11 protein-coding genes are annotated in these 17,812 nt (G+C 67.1%); 9 read left to right on the top strand and 2 right to left on the bottom strand.

Annotated elements, in window-relative coordinates; all coding sequences use genetic code 11:
* Positions 1-166: 166 nt before the first annotated feature.
* The 3 genes from ACFQUZ_RS16760 to ACFQUZ_RS16750 are packed head-to-tail and all read left to right on the top strand — an operon-like array spanning position 167 to position 2,935.
* Positions 167-1,081: a DUF2637 domain-containing protein gene (locus tag ACFQUZ_RS16760; protein WP_377443409.1), complete on the top strand. Its 915-nt coding sequence runs from the start codon at positions 167-169 to the stop codon at positions 1,079-1,081.
* On the top strand, positions 1,056-1,466 hold the full coding sequence (locus ACFQUZ_RS16755) for a helix-turn-helix transcriptional regulator (RefSeq protein WP_377443102.1): 411 nt from the start codon (positions 1,056-1,058) through the stop codon (positions 1,464-1,466). Before ACFQUZ_RS16760 ends, ACFQUZ_RS16755 begins: the two co-directional genes overlap by 26 nt.
* The gene (locus ACFQUZ_RS16750) at positions 1,463-2,935 is read left to right on the top strand and encodes a tyrosine-type recombinase/integrase (RefSeq protein ID WP_377443100.1); all 1,473 of its coding nucleotides are present in this window, start codon (positions 1,463-1,465) and stop codon (positions 2,933-2,935) included. Before ACFQUZ_RS16755 ends, ACFQUZ_RS16750 begins: the two co-directional genes overlap by 4 nt.
* Before the next feature lie 92 nt (positions 2,936-3,027).
* On the opposite strand, the gene ACFQUZ_RS16745 is transcribed toward ACFQUZ_RS16750, so the two are convergent.
* Together ACFQUZ_RS16745 and ACFQUZ_RS16740 are read right to left on the bottom strand one after the other, a co-directional pair.
* The gene (locus ACFQUZ_RS16745) at positions 3,028-3,402 is read right to left on the bottom strand and encodes a hypothetical protein (protein ID WP_377443099.1); all 375 of its coding nucleotides are present in this window, start codon (positions 3,400-3,402) and stop codon (positions 3,028-3,030) included.
* Complete coding sequence (locus ACFQUZ_RS16740) at positions 3,399-5,807, bottom strand: AAA family ATPase (protein WP_377443097.1); 2,409 nt, start codon at positions 5,805-5,807, stop codon at positions 3,399-3,401. The genes ACFQUZ_RS16745 and ACFQUZ_RS16740 overlap by 4 nt, the downstream gene beginning before the upstream one ends.
* Positions 5,808-6,061: 254 nt before the next feature.
* On the opposite strand from ACFQUZ_RS16740, the gene ACFQUZ_RS16735 reads away from it, so the two are divergent.
* From ACFQUZ_RS16735 to ACFQUZ_RS16710, 6 genes are all read left to right on the top strand, one after another.
* Complete coding sequence (locus ACFQUZ_RS16735; RefSeq protein ID WP_377443095.1) at positions 6,062-7,993, top strand: SAM-dependent DNA methyltransferase; 1,932 nt, start codon at positions 6,062-6,064, stop codon at positions 7,991-7,993.
* Positions 7,994-8,013: 20 nt separating this feature from the next.
* On the top strand, positions 8,014-9,630 hold the full coding sequence (locus ACFQUZ_RS16730) for a type I restriction-modification system subunit M (RefSeq protein ID WP_377443093.1): 1,617 nt from the start codon (positions 8,014-8,016) through the stop codon (positions 9,628-9,630).
* Positions 9,512-10,678: a restriction endonuclease subunit S gene (locus ACFQUZ_RS16725; protein WP_377443091.1), complete on the top strand. Its 1,167-nt coding sequence runs from the start codon at positions 9,512-9,514 to the stop codon at positions 10,676-10,678. Before ACFQUZ_RS16730 ends, ACFQUZ_RS16725 begins: the two co-directional genes overlap by 119 nt.
* A gap of 24 nt (positions 10,679-10,702) precedes the next feature.
* Complete coding sequence (locus tag ACFQUZ_RS16720) at positions 10,703-13,912, top strand: type I restriction endonuclease subunit R (RefSeq protein WP_377443089.1); 3,210 nt, start codon at positions 10,703-10,705, stop codon at positions 13,910-13,912.
* Between the two features lie 42 nt (positions 13,913-13,954).
* Positions 13,955-15,307, top strand: coding sequence for a hypothetical protein (locus tag ACFQUZ_RS16715; RefSeq protein ID WP_377443087.1), 1,353 nt, complete (start codon positions 13,955-13,957; stop codon positions 15,305-15,307).
* Between the two features lie 209 nt (positions 15,308-15,516).
* Positions 15,517-16,638 carry a hypothetical protein gene (locus tag ACFQUZ_RS16710; protein ID WP_377443085.1) on the top strand — a complete coding sequence of 374 codons (1,122 nt, stop codon included), beginning with the start codon at positions 15,517-15,519 and terminating at the stop codon, positions 16,636-16,638.
* Positions 16,639-17,812: the final 1,174 nt, after the last annotated feature.

Here is a 17,812-nt window from a genome sequence, read left to right as displayed (position 1 = left end):
TGTCATGTCGGACCGGTCTGCGGACCGTCCCAGCGTTCTGCGTCCGGCGGACCGAGCGTCGCCCTGGTCCGGGTCGGGGAGGTGGTCCGCCACGATTACACCGGTCCCTGACCCGGACGCCGGTCCGCCCGGCAACCGGATCGAGGGCGGCGTCCAGATCGTGATCATGCTGGCGATCGGTGGGGCTGCCGGGGCGGCCAGCTTCACCCATGTCCACAACGTCGCCGCCGCGCACGGCCAACCCGGCTGGCTGGCCTGGGCCGACGCGATCGTCCTGGAACTCATGTCGATCGCCTCCGGCCTGGAACTACGCCGACGCAAACGCGCCCACACCTCGACGGTGTTCCCCGCGACCGTGCTGGCCTGCGCGGTCACCCTGTCCCTGGCCGCGCAGGTGGTGGAGGCCGAGCCGTCACCGATCGGCTGGATCGCCGCCGCCGTACCCGCGCTCGGGTTCCTCGTCATGGTCAAGGTGGCCCTCGGCTACGCCGCCACCACGACACCAACCACCGCAGCCGAGGCCGCCGATTGTCCGCCGGACCGGACCGTGACAGATAGCGGTCCGGATGAGACGACCCGGTCCGGCGGGACAGCGGGGGAGCGGTCCGCCACCCGGACCGTCCGCGTCCCGGATGCTCGCCGCCAGCATCGCGGACGGGACCGACACGGGCGAGTGAACCGGGGACGGTCCGCCCAGCACCCCGGCGATGTGGCCGAACTGCTGCCGGCGGCACGACGCGTCCAGGACCGGCTCTCTGCGGACGGACAGCCACTAACAAGGGCAGCACTCGCCGAAGCCCTCCGCACAGCCGGCCACACCGTGTCCAACACCCGAGTATCCGAACTACTCAAGGCACTCAAGACCGAGACGCCGACGGCACCCGAGCCGATCGTCGACCCAGTCGCGCCGACCGACAGGAAACCGCCAGCTCTCTCACCGGACAGGCGCGCGGGCGCCGTCACCGACGTCCCGCAGCCGGTCGACTCCGGCGAAATCCTCCCGCTCGAATCCGTACAGCACAGCCATCCCTCTCATGACCAGGAGAAACCTGAACATGAACACGCACCCGAACCCCGCTGACCAGACCACCCACACCACGACCGACAGCACCGCCGCCAGGTCCACGCCCAACGGAGGGCAGGTTTGGACCGTCGAGCGCGTACGTGCCCTCGGCGTCACCACCACCCTCGCCACCACCGCCTCGGTGCTCGGGATCAGCCGATCCCAGGCGTACCGGCTCGCCGCTGCCGACCGGTTCCCGCTACCGCTGATCCGGGCCGGCAGCCGGATCATCGTCCCGGTCGCCGCCCTGCTTCACCTCCTCCAACCCGACCCCGCCGCGGCCGGCGGCGGGCGACTTGATGCGTACGCGAAGGTGAGCGTGGATGCGACGACCCCGCCACCAGCGGATTCCACCCGACACCGTTGGCGGCACCAGACGGAGCACCCAGGAGATGACGAATGAAGGGATCAATCTTCAAACGCTGCGGCTGCCGCGACAGCGTCACGGGCCGGCGGCTGGGACGTTCCTGTCCCCAGCTACGCCGGCCCGGCGGCGGCTGGTCCCGCACCCACGGCCACTGGCACTGGCAAATCGAGATCCCCGCCCGCGCTGACGGCACCCGCCGCCCACTGCGCCACGGCCCGTACGCCACCCAGGCCGATGCTGACGCCGTCCTGGACCGCATCCGGGCTGCGCTCGCTGTCCCCGACGCCACCGACCCGCACGCTACCGTCAAGACCGGCGATCTGATCGAGACCGCCGTCAAGGCTGGCGCGCCGATTCCCAGCCCGGATCAGGTCCGGCGGGCGCTGCACCTGGACATCACTCCGACGGACCTGCCGACGATGGAGATGTACCTGACCGACTGGCTCGCCGGGCGCAAGAACATCAAGGCCGGCACCCTGCGTTCCTACGAAGGGCACGTCCGGCTGTACCTGATCCCGTACCTCGGGCATCTGCGGATCGACCGGCTCCGTCCCGGACACATCGATGCCATGTACGACGCCATCGCCGAACGCAACACCACTATCGCCACCCTGCGCGCGAGCCGCGACCCCGCGAAACGCGACCAGGTCAAGAACCAGCGGATCGTCGGCAATCGGACCCTGCACGTCATCCACGCCACCCTGCGCAAGGCCCTCAACGACGCGATACGCCGCCACCGCTACATCGACACCAACCCCGCCCTCATGATCGAACTACCCACAACCCGACCACCCAAGCCCACCGTCTGGACCGACCAACGTATCCGCACCTGGCGCGACACCGGCAAGACCCCCAGCCCCGTCATGATCTGGACCCCCGAACACACCGGCAGATTCCTCGACCACACACACGACGCGAACGACCGGCTCTACGCCCTCTACCACCTCATCACCTTCACCGGCCTGCGCCGAGGCGAAGCATGCGGCCTGCACTGGGACGACCTCGACCTCGACGCCGCCACCCTCACCGTCCGCTGGCAACTCGTCCAACACGGCTGGACCACCACCATCGACACACCCAAAACCGCCGACAGCGAGGCCGCAGTCGCCCTGGACACCGAGACCGTGGCGGTGCTACGCGCCCACCGCGCGAGGCAACACCGCGAACGCCTCGCCGCCGGTACCGCTTGGACCGCTACCGGGCTCGTGTTCACCACGCCCACCGGTGGTCGGCTTCACCCGGCCGACGTCACCGACCACTTCCACCACCTCACCACCCAAGCCGGCCTCCCACCCATCCGACTTCACGACCTCCGACACGGTGCCGCGACCATGGGGCTGGCCGCCGGTGTGCAGATGAAGGTCATCTCCAACCGGCTCCGCCACTCCAGCCCACACTTCACCGCCAAGTTCTACGGCGACGTCCTACCCGAACTCTCACACGCCGCCGCCGAAGCAACCGCATCCGTCGTCCCGCGTCGGCACGGCGTAACAAGGTCGGCTTAATCGCAGGCTGTGTGCCGTTCTCGGGCAACGCTGTCCAGGCGGACCCATGGCCAGCGCCTCAACGCCGAGGATAAGCAAGGCGTGATCCTTCTTCAGCATGCGCGTGCCTCCGAGTGGTCAAGGAGCGCGACGAGGTCGAGGAGTTCGGCGCGGAGCCGAGTCAGCTCGGCTGCGGTGACGCCGAGTTCGTAGTGGTGGTGGTGACCGGCGCGGGACAGCGCCCACCACAGGTAGCTGGCCCGACGCCCAAGGTCGGGGCCGGCGTAGTGGGCGAGCAGCAGCAGCTTCGGCCGCTGCACCCGGGTCCGTCCGATCTCCGGGCAGACGCGAGCCCAGTACCGGTCCATCGCTGCTTCCAGTTCGTGGCGAAGCAGCCACGCGCACGCACGGGGCCAGGCTCCACGGGTGCCTCGGATGACGCTGCTGAGCATCCGGTCGGCGGTGGCGAGGTACAGCGACGTCGTCATCGCAACCGCCCCACGAGCGCAGCGGTGTTGGCGACCATCGCCCGGACGGGCATGCTCCGGTGGCCGTGGACCGCATCCGCCACCGCTTTGACCGTCCGGGTGGCCTGCGTGCCGTAGTCACGGTCGAGACGAGCGAAGAGCTCCGGTCGGGGTACGAGGCGGCCGAAGAGCCCGAGGCTGAGCCGGTCCTTGACGGTGTGCGCCCGGCTTAGCCCTTCCTGGATCTGCTGGTAGGGCGTGCCGCGCCGATGCTCGGCGGCCCGGTAGCGATCCATACTCACCGACTCGATCGCGGACCGGCAGAACCCGGCGACCATCAGGTACTTCGCCTCGTCCGCGATGTCCGCGGCGACCAGGGCGCGGGCATCATCGAGGTAGCGGTCCGCTGGGTCGCAGACCTTGCGGATCTCGACGATCGAGCCCTGGCGGCGAGTGACCTCCCGGACGTCGGCCTCGATGTCGAGGCGGCGGATCGCTTCCGGCAGCCGGTCGTCGTGGGTGAACACGATGACCTGCCGGGTCAGGGCGACCTCCCGCAACACCTCGGCCAAGCCGTCGATCTTGGTGGGATCCATGCTCTGCACCGGGTCGTCGATGATCACGAATCGGTACGGGCTGGTGTCGGCACAGGCACGGGGCAGGAAGACCGCGAGGCCGAGGGCGTGCAGCTCACCCTGGCTCATCACCGCGAGCGCGCTGGTCTCGACGCCGTCGGCGGCTACGGGGAACAGGACCCGGCGGGTGTTGTTCACTCCTTCCATCCGCAGCCGGCGCAGCTCGACGTTGCTCTCCTGCCGCAGCTTCTGCCAGATCCGGTCCGACTGCGTGGCGAAGCTGCCCAGTCGGTCGGCACGGATCGCCTTCTCGGCGGTGTCGAGAGCCGCACGAGCCTTGGTGAGCAGAGCCAGGGCCGGCGCCTCGGCGCGGACCATGGCCGCGGTGTCGGCCCACCGGCGGATCGCGGCGCCGGGCTCGCGCCAGGCGTCGTGACGCTGGGCGAGCCAGCCGGCCGCCGCCTTCACGAGGGTGGTGTGCGCCGCGACGACACTGTCCCAGGCGACCCGATCGGGGCCGAGGCCGGCGAGAGCTTCGCGCATCGCCGCGCTCTCGCCGGGGATGTAGGGCGCCAGCGTGGCAGCGGCCGGTTCCAGTAGCCGGTGGATGTCGCCGAGCAGCCCATCGACCGTACGCCGGGCGTGCGCGTGAGCCTGCTGGGCCGCGCGTGCCGCCGCAGCGACCGCGGCCATCCTGGCGAGTTCCTCCTCGGCCTGCGCACGCCAGTCCTGGTCCAGGGTCCCGACGCGGCACACGGGGCAAGGGCCGTTCCCACGATCGTGGTGCACGTCGAGTGCGGCCCGCAGCAGCCGAGCGCTCCGATCCGCGGTGCCGCTGTCGGTCGCGGTCGCCTCACGCATCGCCTCCGCAGACTCGGCGAGGGCAACCAGCGCCCCATGCAGGTCGGGCAAGTCCTGCTCGGCGAGCCGCCGGGCGGCTGCCGCTGCAGGTTCCTCCGACGTGGCGGTGTCGCCGCAAGCGAGGTCAGCCAGCAGGGTCAGGTTTGCGCGGAGCGGACGGGCACCGAGCGCGCTCAGGGCGTCGCGGGCGCGGTCGTCGTCGATCTCACCGAGCTGTTCGCGCAGCTCGGTGAAGGCCGCCTTTAGCACCTTGGCACGGTCGTCGTAGACCTTGCGCCGCTGCTGCAGCCGGGCGTCGGTGTCGCGCAGCGAGCCCAGGCCGAGGATCGGCGCGATCGCGTCGTACAGTTCGGCCGGCTTCGCGGTGATGACCCGTTCGAGGTCGCGGGCCGACAGGAACGGCCGGTACCTGGCGGCCTGACCGACCCACTGCGGTACCTGACCGGGCGGCATCGCGGCGCCGCCCGTGGTCGTGGTGACCGTCGCGGAGGTCAGATCCGTGGCCCCAGCCGGCCAGGTGCGATGAGTCGTCACCTGCTGGCCGGAGTCGAGCCGAAGGTTGAGGCGGATCTCCGATGCGCCGTCGTGGTGCAGGTTCCGCCAGCCTTCGCGGAAGGCCGGCGGGCGCTGCGCCCAGCGCAAGGAGTCCTCGGTCAGCGCGTACTCGACGGCCTCGGCGATGCTGGACTTCCCGGAGCCGTTGCGGCCCACGAACACGGTCAGCCCGGTCTTGGGCAGCCGCCCGACCGTGACCTGCTGGCCGATCCCGCGGAAGCCGGCAACCCGGACCTCTTCCAGGAATGCCTGCGGCGTTGCACCGCCCGCCTCATCCGGCTCGGGCGACGGCGGAAGGGCCTCACCTCGCAGTACGGCATCGAGAACCTGCTCACCGTGGAAGGCGGCAAGAACCAGGTCGCTGACCGGGCCGGGCACCTGAGACCGCTGAAGGCGGTCGGTGAGCTCCTGGTAGAGCGTGAGCGGTTCGTTCATCAGACCCCCTGATGTCGTTGGCGCATCGAGGGAACCGCAGATTGGTCGCTTACACTGCCCTACACAGTGTTATCCCGGGATAACAGATTTACGTTTTTCTCCGAGAGTCCAGGACTCGTACCGTGACCGCCAGAGCGAGGAGGTGAGCCATGGAGGCGGAGTTGATGTCGCAGCGCGAGATCGCGCAGCTCGCGCGGGTCAGAAAGCCTGCGGTCACAACTTGGCGCCGGCGGCACCCCGACTTCCCTGCACCTGTGCCGGGCAACCATGGACAGCCGCTGTTTCCCGCCGACGCGGTCGTGGCTTGGCTACTCCAGACCGGGCTCGGCCACGCCGACGCGGACACCCTGCGCGCCGAGCGGTCCATGCACACACTGGCGGCGTACGCCCGGCGGCACGGCGGCCGACGCACGATCGTCGTCCTCGGCGCCGCGCTCTGCCTCCGCCACCTCACCGGCCAGGCACTGCCAGCCGATCCTCTGCCGTTGGCTCGACGCCTCGATCCCGATGACGAGTTTCTGCTGCACGAGCTGGCTGACGCCCCGGAACCGACCGGGCTCGCCCAACTGGTCGAGCAACTGATCGAGGGGGCCTTCGACCCCTGGCACAGCTGTCAGTTCCTGCTCAGCTCCGCCAACCGCCTCGGCTGGCCCGAGCTAACAGCGGACGCACTCACCCCGAAGACGGTGGCCCTGATCCGTCGGGTGGCCGACGTGCCGACCCGGCTGCGCGCCCATCGCGCCGTGACCATCGCCGACGGCAACGCGGGCGCAGGCGACCTACTGACAGCGCTGGTAAGCGACCAGGACCGCGACAATCTGCGAGTCAACGCGGTCGTCGCCGACGAGGAACTCGCCCGCCTGGTGCGCCGGCAGTTACTCCTCGCCGATTTGGCCGAGTTCCAGTTCGACGTGCGCGCCGATGAGCTGAACGAGGAGTTCGCCGAACCGGACCTCATCGTCACTCGGCTCCCCTACCAACCGGCGGAGAGCCGAGAAGCCCTCGCCGACCTCGACCGGGTTGAAGCGATCGCCGATCTGCTCGGTCCGAGCCGCACGGCCATCGTCGTCGGCCCTGCCAGCAGCCTCGTCGACCAACTACGAGACGGGCCAGCGGCGTTGCGCCGGTCCGCGCTGCTGAGCAGCGGCATCGTCGAGGCAGTTGTGCAACTGCCGGGCGGCGTCTACCCGGCCAGACCAGGTCATCGCGCCGCTCTGTGGCTGCTGACCCGAGACCCGCTCCCCACCACCAAGGGCCGCGTGCTACTCGCCGACCTCAGCGGTCACGCGCTTGACCACCCCACTGTCGAGTCCGCAGCCGAGGACATCCTCCTCTGGCGCGCCGAGGGGCACCGCAGCGACGGCCACGACCCGCGCACCGGCCGAATCGTCCCACTGGAGAACCTCGACCTACGTCGGGCCGCCGCGCTCCGGCCGCCCGGACCAGCTTCGGTTACCCTCCGCGCCCGCCTGGCCGCCGACCGCCCCGCACTCGTCGGCGAGATCGAGGGGCGTCTAACCGACGCTGAGCAAGAGGCCGTCCGGTACGGGAAGGAGAACGGCTTCCTGAACACCGGAGCGGTGCAGCGCGAGGGAAGCAGGCCGAAGGAGCTTTCTTGCGAGGCGCTACGAACGGCTCGCCGGGTCCGCCCCCTCACCGGACACCGCCTGAACCCCGAGCATGTCGGCCCGCAGGGCCACCATCGGGTCATCGGCGCGACAGAGGTACTGGCGCAGTCGTCCAAGCGCTGGATGGACAGGCTCACCCTCGCCGCGCAGTACCCGCAGGTCGCTTTCACCGAACCGGGTGACCTCGTAGTCACTAGCGTCCCCCGGTTCGGGGTTCTCCTCGATAACGAAGGCTTTTCGGTGATCGAGTTTCCGGCCAGCGGCCTACGTATCTCCTCTAGCGACCCGCTCACTCCCCGAGTACTGGCGGCGCTCCTGGGCACTGCCCGCAACATGGCGCGCAGCCCTGGTGCAGTGCGGGGGCCGCGACTGATGGACGCCACGATCCCCGACCTGACTCGTGAGGAGGCGGCCCGCTTGGACGACGTGCTGCGCCGTCTGGAAGAACGCGAGCACCTACTGCAGCGGCAGGCCGACCTCCTGGCGACGTTGCGCGAACTCATCGTGACCGGCTTCGCCGACGGCACCCTCACGACTTTGTACGGTACGAACTCCTGAACGAGAGAACGGAACACCTAGTGCCCCCACGTAAACGCGCCAACGGACAGGCCGAGCTGTTCGGCGTGTCCAGCACCAAGCAGATCCAGGACATCCTCTGGAAGGCCGCCGACAAGCTGCGCGGCTCCATGGACGCCGCGCAGTACAAGGAGTTCGTCCTCGGCCTGGTCTTCCTCAAGTACGTCTCGGACGCGTTCGCCGAGCGCCGCGATCAGATCGCCGGCAGCCTCTCCGACATCCCGGAGAACCGCCGCGCCGAGTTCCTCGACGACCGCGACGAGTACACCAGCGCCAACGTCTTCTGGGTCCCGGAGAACGCCCGCTGGGACTACCTGGTGGAGAACGCGCCCAGCGGTGTCGGCGAACTGCTCGACGACGCCATGGACGTGATCATGCGGGAGAACCGGGCGCTGACCGGCGTCCTCCCGAAGATCTTCAACCGGGATAACGTCGACCAGAAGCGGTTGAAGGAGCTCGTCGACCTGATCAGCGACGCCCGCTTCACCGGCCACGGCGACCGGAAGGCACAGGACGTCCTCGGCGAGACGTACGAGTACTTCCTGGAGCGATTTGCCCGCGCCGAGGGCAAGCGCGCCGGCGAGTTCTACACCCCGTCCAGCGTGGTGCGGATTCTTGTCGAGGTGCTGGAGCCCTATGAGGGCCGGGTCTACGATCCGTGCTGCGGATCCGGCGGCATGTTCGTACAGTCCAAGAAGTTCGTCGAGGCCCGCGCCGGCCGTGACCACACCCACGACATCGCCGTCTACGGGCAGGAAGCCAACGAGCGCACCTGGCGGCTGGCGAAGATGAACCTCGCCATCCACGGGATGGACCCAATCGGCATCGGCGACCGCTGGGCCGACACGTTCGCCGATGACAAGCACCCGGACCGGCGGGCCCACTTCATCATGGCGAACCCGCCGTTCAACATGAGCGACTGGGCGCGCCGCGAAACCGACCCGCGCTGGCGGTACGGCGTGCCGCCGCAGAGCAACGCCAATTACGCCTGGCTCCAGCACATCCTTTTCAAGCTGGGCGACCGCGGCAGTGCGGGCGTCGTCCTCGCCAACGGCTCGATGTCCTCCAAGCAGTCCGGCGAGGGCGAGATCCGCCGGGCGATGGTGGAGGCGGACGTGGTGGCCTGCATGGTCGCCCTCCCGCCGAACCTGTTCCGCACCACCGCCATCCCCGCCTGCCTGTGGTTCCTCACCAAGGACAAGACCCCGCAGGGCGCGAAGGCGCTGGCCGACCGGCGCGGCGAGATCCTCTTCATCGACGCTCGCGCCCTCGGCACGATGGTCGATCGCACCGAGCGCGTCCTCACCGACGACGACATTGCCAAGATCGCCGACACCTACCACGCCTGGCGCGGAACCAAGTCCGCCAAGACCAAGAGCCAGACGTACGAGAACGTTCCCGGCTTCTGTTACTCCGCGAAGCTCGACGAGGTTGCCGCCCACGACCACATCTTGACGCCCGGCCAGTACGTCGGCGCCGCCGAAGCCGAGGAAGACCCGGATGCCGAACCGCTCGCCGACCGCATCGAACGCCTCACTAAGGAGTTGTACGCCCACTTCGAAGAATCGTCTCGCCTCGAGAGCATCATTCGCCACCAGCGTGGGGGCTTGGATGTCTGAATGGCGAGCTACAACGCTTGACGACCTTGTCCGCCTCCAGCGTGGACATGACCTGCCCACTTCTGCACGGCGGCCAGGCGACATCCCGGTTGTTGGCGCAGCCGGTCCAAGCGGATTCCACGACACGGCACGCACTAAAGGACCCGGAGTCGTGTTGGGGCGGGCTGGAGCCTCGATGGGCCATGCCACATATTGCCCTGACGATTTCTGGCCCCTGAACACATCACTGTACGTCACGGATTTTCTTGGCAATGACCCGAGGTTCGTCTACTACCTGCTCAACCAGATCGACTTTTCCGGTTACAATTCGGGCGCCGCGCAGCCGATGCTCAATAGGAACTACATCAAGCAGATACCCATCATCCTGCCTCCCGTATGGGAGCAACGGCGAATATCGGCCTGCCTAGGTGCGCTGGATGACAAGATCGCGGTCAACGACCGCATCGCTTACACCACTCATATGCTGGCGGCTGCCGAACACGCTCGCGTAGCACAACAAACCGAGCGAGTATCCACCCTCGGTGATGTGATCGAGTTGGCTTATGGAAAAGCCCTTCCAGCAGCGCAGCGCCGCCCTGGTCCGGCAGCAGTCTATGGTAGCGGCGGCCTTTCAGGCTGGCACGACCAGCCTCTCGTACGCGGTCCCGGCGTCATCGTTGGCCGCAAGGGGACCGTAGGCTCGGTTTACTGGTCCCACGGCGACTTTTTCCCAATCGATACAACTTACTACGTCAGGATGACTGACGATCGACTCACCACTGAGTATGCGTACTTCCTGCTGACGGGCCTGGGCTTGAGTGAGATGAACTCCGACTCAGCCGTCCCTGGTCTAAACAGGTCAAGGGCCCTGGCCATTCCGGTGCATCTGCCTAACGAAGGGGCCATCGCTGAGTTCACCGAACGCGCTCGACCGCTGTTCGCGATGCGGGAGCAGAAGTCCCGGGAGAACCACACGCTCACCGAGCTACGCGACACGTTGCTGCCGGAGTTGATGTCAGGGCGGTTGCGGGTCCAGGACCTGGAAAAGGTTGTTGAAGAAGCGCTTTAGGTAGAGAAGGTCCACGGGGAGGGGATGGGATTGGACGGGCGGATGAACGAGGCGGGCTGGGAGGCGCTGGCGCTGGAGCATCTCGGCGAGCTCGGATGGGAGCCGAGTGCTGGGAAGGATTTCGCGCCCGGCTCGGGGCAGCGGCGAGACTGGGCTGATCTGGTACTCGTCGAGGACCTGCGGGCGGCGGTCGAGCGGCTCAACCCCGACCTGCCGCCCACGGCGGTCGCCGACGCGGTGCGGGCCGCCACCGACGTGGCCTCCTGGGAGGCGTTCGCCGAGAACCGGGCGGCGCACGAGCGGCTGGTCCACGGCATCCGCTCGGTCACGTACACCGACGCGTTCGGTGCCGAGCACAACCCCACCGTACGGCTGGCCGACCTGGACGACCCCGGCCGCAACGTCTACCGGGCGATCAACCAGGTTACGATCGTCGACGGTGACTTCCGGCGCCGGTTCGACATCGTGCTGTACCTCAACGGTCTACCGGTCGCGATCGTCGAGCTAAAGAACGCCGCTGACGAGAATGCCACCCTGACGGGCGCGCACGCCCAGCTTCAGGCGTACCTCGCGGAGTTCCCGCTCGCCTTCCGGCACGCCGTCCTGTGCTTGATCTCCGACGGGGTCACCGCGAAGTACGGCACCCCGTTCACCCCCTACGAGCACTTCTCGCCGTGGAACGTCGACGACGAGGGGGAACGCGTCGACACCACCTCGCCCGACTACGACGGCCCGGAAGCGCTCACCGTCGCCCTCTACGGCCTGTTCAACCAGCGGCGCTTCCTGGAGCTCACCGGCGGCTTCGTCAACTTCACGCCAACGGCGAAACGGATCGCGAAGGCGCACCAACACTTCGCGGTCGTGCGGGCCGTCGAATGCATCGTTCGGGCCTCGCAGAGCGACGGGAAGGCGGGCGTCGTCTGGCACACCCAGGGTTCCGGCAAGTCCGAGGAGATGGTCTGCACGGCGGCGCTGACCGCCCGCCACCCCGCCCTGAAGAACCCGACCATCGTGGTGCTCACCGACCGCACCGACCTCGACGACCAGCTCTTCGACACGTTCCTCGACAGCCAGACGCTGCTGGGCCAGGAGCCGGAGCAGGCCGACACCCGCGCCGAACTGCGGGACAAGCTGTCGAACCGCAACGCCGGCGGCATCATCTTCACCACGTTGCAGAAGTTCGGGCGTACAAAAGAAGAGCGCGACGCCGGGAGGCCGCATCCGCTCCTTTCCGGCCGGCGCAACATCCTGGTGATCGTCGACGAGGCACACCGCAGCCACTACGACAGCCTGGACGGCTACGCCCGGCACCTCCGCGACGCGCTGCCACACGCCACGTTCATTGCCTTCACCGGCACCCCGATCGCCACCGCCGAGGTGAACACCCGCGCCGTCTTCGGCGACTACATCGACGTGTACGACCTCAAGCGTGCCGTCGACGACGAGGCGACCGTGCGGGTCTACCACGAGCCGCGGATCATTCCGGTGTCGCTGCCGCCGGACATCGACCCGGAGAGCATCGACGAACAGGTGGAGCAGCTCACTGCCAGCCTGGACGACGCGGAGCGGCGTAGGGCCGAGGCGTACGCGGCCACCATGAACACCGTCTACGGCGCCCCCGACCGGGTCGAGACCCTCGCCAAGGACCTCGTCGAGCACTGGGAGAAACGACGCGAGCTGATGCGTCCGCAGCTCGGCGGCCCGGGCAAGGCCATGCTCGTCTGCGCGACCAGGGAGATCTGCGTCCGCGTCTTCGACGCCCTCAAGGAGCTGCGGCCCGACTGGGCGGACCCTGCCGTCGACAAGGGCAAGATGAAGGTCGTCTTCCATGGGGTGCCCAGCGATAAGGAGGCGCTACGCCCGCACCACCTGCGCCCGTCGCAGCAGAAGACCATCCAGGCCCGCGCCAAAGACCCGGACGACGAGCTGGAGCTGCTGATCGTGCACTCGATGCTGCTGACCGGCTACGACGCGCCGCCGATCCACACCATCTACATGGACCGGCCGATGAAGGGCGCCAACCTGATGCAGGCGCTGGCTCGGGTCAACCGCCGGTTCCGGGAGAAGCAGGACGGCCTGCTGGTCGGCTACGCCCCGCTGACCGAGAACCTGCGCAAGGCGCTCACCGAGTACACGCCCAGCGATCAGGAGGACCAGACCCTCGGCCGCGAGATCGAGCGGGCGATCAGCGAGGTGTTCAACGAGATCTCCGTCCTCGAGGCGATGCTGGCCCCGGTCAAGTGGCGGGAGATCCTGGACGACGAGACGGACCCGACCCGCTGGCGCCGGGCGGTGAAGAAGGCCGCCAACTTCCTGCGCAACCCGCGGACCCCAGGTAACGACGTCGAGCCCGGTACGAAGCCGCTGCACCGGCGGTTCCGTGACTCGGCGGGCCGGCTGGAACGGTTCTACACCCTCTGCGCGACCAGCCGCGACTTCGTTGAACGTGCGGGTGACATCCGGCGGATGCGCAGCGACATCCGCTACTTCCGCGACGTCCGAGTGTGGATCGTCAAGGAGGAGGCCGCCGACCGGGAAGCCAAGGGCCTGCCCAACACAGCCGAGGTGGAACGCTACCTGTCCCAGCTCGCCGCCGAGGTGGTCGACGCCGCCGACATCACCGACATCTACGAGGAGGCGGGCCTCGGCAAGCTCGACATCACCGAGCTCAACGGGGTGGCATTGCAGCGCCTGCAGGACTCCGAGACCCCGCACCTGGCCGCCGCGGCGCTGCGGCGGCTGATCGAGCGGAAGATGCGCGAGGTCACCAAGCACAACGTGGTCCGTCAGGAACGCTTCTCCGCTCAGCTCGAGGACCTGATGAACCGCTACATGCGTCAGCAGCTGACCAGCGCGCAGCTGATCGTCGAGTTGGTCGAGCTGGCCAAGCAGGTGTCCGCGGACGCTCGGCGCGGCCAACAGTTCGACCCTCCGCTCAACCATGCCGAACTGGCCTTCTACGACGCCGTCGCCCAGAACGGTGCAGCTACGGAGCTCATGGGCGTCGGCACCCTGGCGGAGATCGCCCGGCAGTTGGTCAAGTCGATCCAGTCGTCCATCACGGTGGACTGGTTCTCCCGTGAACCGGTACGAGCCAAGCTCCGCAGCCATATCCGCCGCCTTCTGGCCCGCTACGACTACCCTCCGGATCACGAACGCGCCGCCGTCGACCTGATCATCCGTCAGATGGAAACCTACGCCAGCGAGTGGTCGCCTGGAGCGACCGCGAAATAACTGCTACGGAACTCGCACCTCGGCCGATCGCAGGGAGGCACAGTGGGTGGCCGCCAGTTGGGGATAGTCTTCGCCGACGATGCGTGCATGTCGTATCTACAGGAAATCGCTGACCGGCGAGTACGAGGCGCTGGTTCGGGTGACTGCCGAGTTTCCTTCCCGATCCGGTCGCGGGTCGGTGCCGCCGTAGTCCTAATTTTATATCGACAAGCCGTACATTTCATGGCGGGCGTCGATGACGACAGTAGGGCCGATGACATCCGCTGGGCGTTTCAGATACGAGAACTGACTCAACTCAAACGTCCGTTGGAAATGAGTCGCCTGCGGGCCGCACTTCGGAAGGATCAGCGGCAGCCGCTGGAGCGTCAGGGCAAACTGACTGTCAAAGCCAGCAAGGCCGTACTCGATGTCCTGATGGCCGAGGACCCTGAGCTGGATCCAGTAATTGGGTCACTGTTCGGCAACAGGGACATTAATCTGCCGCCGCTGCGCAAGGCGGCGCTGGCGGAGGAGCGGGACTCCTACGCATCTCTGTGTGCGTTCACTGGCGCTCCCAATTTGCTGCCAGCAAGCGGTTTTCTCACGGAGGACGAGGCCTGCAGCATCTCCGACCGCGACTCCTTCCTTCCCACGATGCAGGGCATCACGCCACGAGAAGATCCGATGGTAGAGCACGACGCGACCACGTTTCTCGGCTGGACCCGACAAGAAAGCGACAGACTTGCTGTTCGGAGATTCACCGACGGTAATGGGCGTACGCTGGAAATCATGAACGTCAACCGGTGGCCGGTCGAAACGCGGCTCGGTACCGACCTCATCTACTACCACAAGCAACGGCGCAGCTTTGTTCTGGTCCAGTACAAGCGGATGGTCCCGGACGGTTCGTCCTGGCGTTGTCGTGTCGACGACCACTTCCGCCAACAACTCGACGTAATGCGGACCCTCGACAACAAGTGCGGGCAGGAAGAACCAGGTTATGAGTACCGCATGGTCCCGACGCCCAGCTTCTTGAAGATCTGTCAGCTCGACACCCTGGATGTCGATAGTACCTCGATGATCTCGGGGATGTGCATGCCGCGCGAGCAGGTCGAGAAGCATCTCCAGCGCCCAGGTGCCCCCAATTACCTGGACTTCCGCACTGTCAGAGATTATCTGACCAGCACCTTATTCGCTCAACTTGTGGCATTGGGTTGTGTCGGCACGAGTGGTTCCGCCACGACAATCGTCGCGCGGGAGATTGAACTGTCGCTGCAACAAGGAAAGTCCGTAAGCGTAGGCGTTTTCAGCGACGAATCCGGGCGGCGTCCTTCGTGGCGTACGTCGGGCAGCAGGCCCTCCGTGATGAGCCGAGCAGCACCCCGGACGCAGAACAGTCAACAGGCACCACTTTGGTAGTGGGCCACTCCGGACCCCTGCCGTCTGAGCGAGTCCTGCCTACCGCACCCGCCCTGACCTGCAAGATCAGATTGGAAAGACTCATGGCGAGGTGATAAAAGAACCGGAGACACTTGGAGCTACCGGTGGGAACCTCACCGAAAGGTCAGCGGGATTGTGTAAAGCCTGGCCGCCTTGCTAGGCGCGGAATCGCCCCGGAGGGATTCGCCATGACCGAAGCTACGAAGGACGCCGTCGACGACGACGCCGGGAACGATGCCGACCGGGAGGTTGTCGAGCGGGAGCGGGCTGAGCTGCGCGAGTTCATCAAGGGGCTGAGCCCGGACGACATCAGATCGGGCGGCTGGTTCACCAAGCTCATTGCTCAGGGCCTGCGGTCCTACACGGAGAAAGTCGACTGGCAGTACTTCCAGGAGCGGTATAGAGGCGTACCCGCGGATGCCATTGTCGATCAGCAGATCAAGATGGCGGCTCGCTACGCCGCGCTCGAAGGTGGGCTCTCTGCCGGAGCCTACTCGGCGGCCGTCATCGCCACCCTCGGGAGCCTCGGTGGTGCCTCGTCGGCGACTGTCCCGGCCGCCATCGCGACCTTAATGGTCGACGTCGCGTACATCACCCGGCTCCAGCTCCGCCTGGCCTACGACATCACAGTCCTCTACCGAGTCCCGCTAGACCTGTCCGACCCCGATGACATGTGGAAGCTCATCCGGGTGGCTTTCACGATCAAGGGCGGGGAAATGGCCCGCGAAGGCGTGGTCAAGGCGGTCCCGGTCGTAGTGCGACCACTGATCAAGCGCTTTTACTCTGGGGCGGTCCTGAACGCCGCGAAGAGCCTCCCCATCGTTGGAAAGTTCCTTCTGCAACGCAACGTCATCAAGATCGGTATCCCCGTGGTCGGCGTTCCACTTGCGGTGTTTTTGAACCGCTATACGACGCTGCTCGCGGGCCGGCACGCGCGAGCCGTCTTCCGAAACGAGGCGCGGGTGATCGAACTCGCTGAGGGTCTGAGCAAGCGGAGTCAGCACCCCGAGTTGATGCTGTGGGTCGCGTGGCTCGTCATTACGGCGGACCACAAGATTGCGGACGACGAGACGCTGTTGATGCGGCACCTGGTGAGGCTGGTCCGGGATCAGCATCAGGTGATTGATAGACAGCTCGAGCAGGTTGTTGATCTCGACCCCGCCGAGGTGTGGCGACGCCTGGACGCCGAGCAGGGAGAATTGAATGACGTCTTCGACGCGGCCGACCTCGTGGCCGCTGTGGATGGTGCCGCCAACGTGCTTGAAAAGGCAGTCATCTCCGAGCTTCGGAATCGCTGCCGCCGAGCCTGACCTGGTGAGACGGAATGCTGACGGGGTCCATCAAACGAGCATCTCCAAGACGACCGTCTCAATTTCGAGCGCGGGGTGGTGCTGGCGCCGCGATACCTTCCTGCTACTCAACATCGCGCCGCGCGACTACGCGTACACCTGGGCCGCGTAGCGGCTCTACACGCTGAACACGGCAACGCGGGCGCTGGAGGTCCGCAACGTCGTCGCCATCGAGCAGCTCACCCCGGCGCTGGAGAAGGCCGCAGCGGAGGCGCCCAGCCTGCCTTTCGGCCGCTACTCCGACACGGTGCTGCGTCACCTCGGCATCGATGACCAGGTGCTGCGGGCGGTACGCACGATCATCGACAAGCGCCAGCTCGACGCGTTCGGCACGCTGCTGCCCGAGGACCAGTTCGAGGTGCTGTAGTACCTCGCCGAGGGCTTCACGCCCGACGAGGTCTACCGCGACGTCGTGGCCGAGCGCCGGCCGGTGGATGCGACGCCGGAGCCGAGCGAGAGCCTGGAGATCGCCATCGCCGACACCCGTCGCCGCGGCCGGCCTCTACGCCCACCGCTTCGAGTGGCATGGCCGGCCAAGCACCGGTTCTGCTCAGCTGACTTATGGTCCTCCGGGACGCGGTACCCGGCTGCTCGCGGGGTGCTCGCGCGCCATGGACGACGGGCATCCGGTGGTACACGGCGACCCACAGGCATGGACTGATAGGGAATATTCGACTACCAGCGCCGTGTGGGACCGATGAGCACGGCATCGATGGAGCTAGGGTCCGCTCGTTCGACGATCTTGATGTTGCGATTATCCAGGCGAGGTTGGCGGAAACAGGTCGGCTAGCACACCAGCGGATGCCGTCAGGCAATCGAGAAGCTGGTCATCCACCCTTTCAGCCGACTCGAGCACCCGCTGCCCGTGGCCGGGGAGGAAAGCGATCGTTTCACCTGTGTCCAGGGAGAGCCGCCAGTCGGAGTCGACCGCGTAGACCGCGACGCCGCGACAGCGACGGTATTGGCGGGTCGCGGTGAGGAGCCGGGGCAGGCGCGGGTCGAGCAGCGGGTCGCTGACGCCGCGCACGTCGAAGGCGGGGGTCTGTCAAGTTAACGGCTGATCTTGGTTGTTGAGGTGGTCAGTTGTTGGCCGGGGTGAGCCGGCCTTCGAAGGCGATCTGGAAGGCGTTCAGGG

The organism is Plantactinospora sp. GCM10030261, assembly GCF_042666615.1.
Taxonomy (GTDB): Bacteria; Actinomycetota; Actinomycetes; order Mycobacteriales; family Micromonosporaceae; genus KBS50.
The sequence above is the reverse complement of the archived record's forward strand: the minus strand, read 5'-3'. Positions and strand labels throughout refer to the sequence as shown.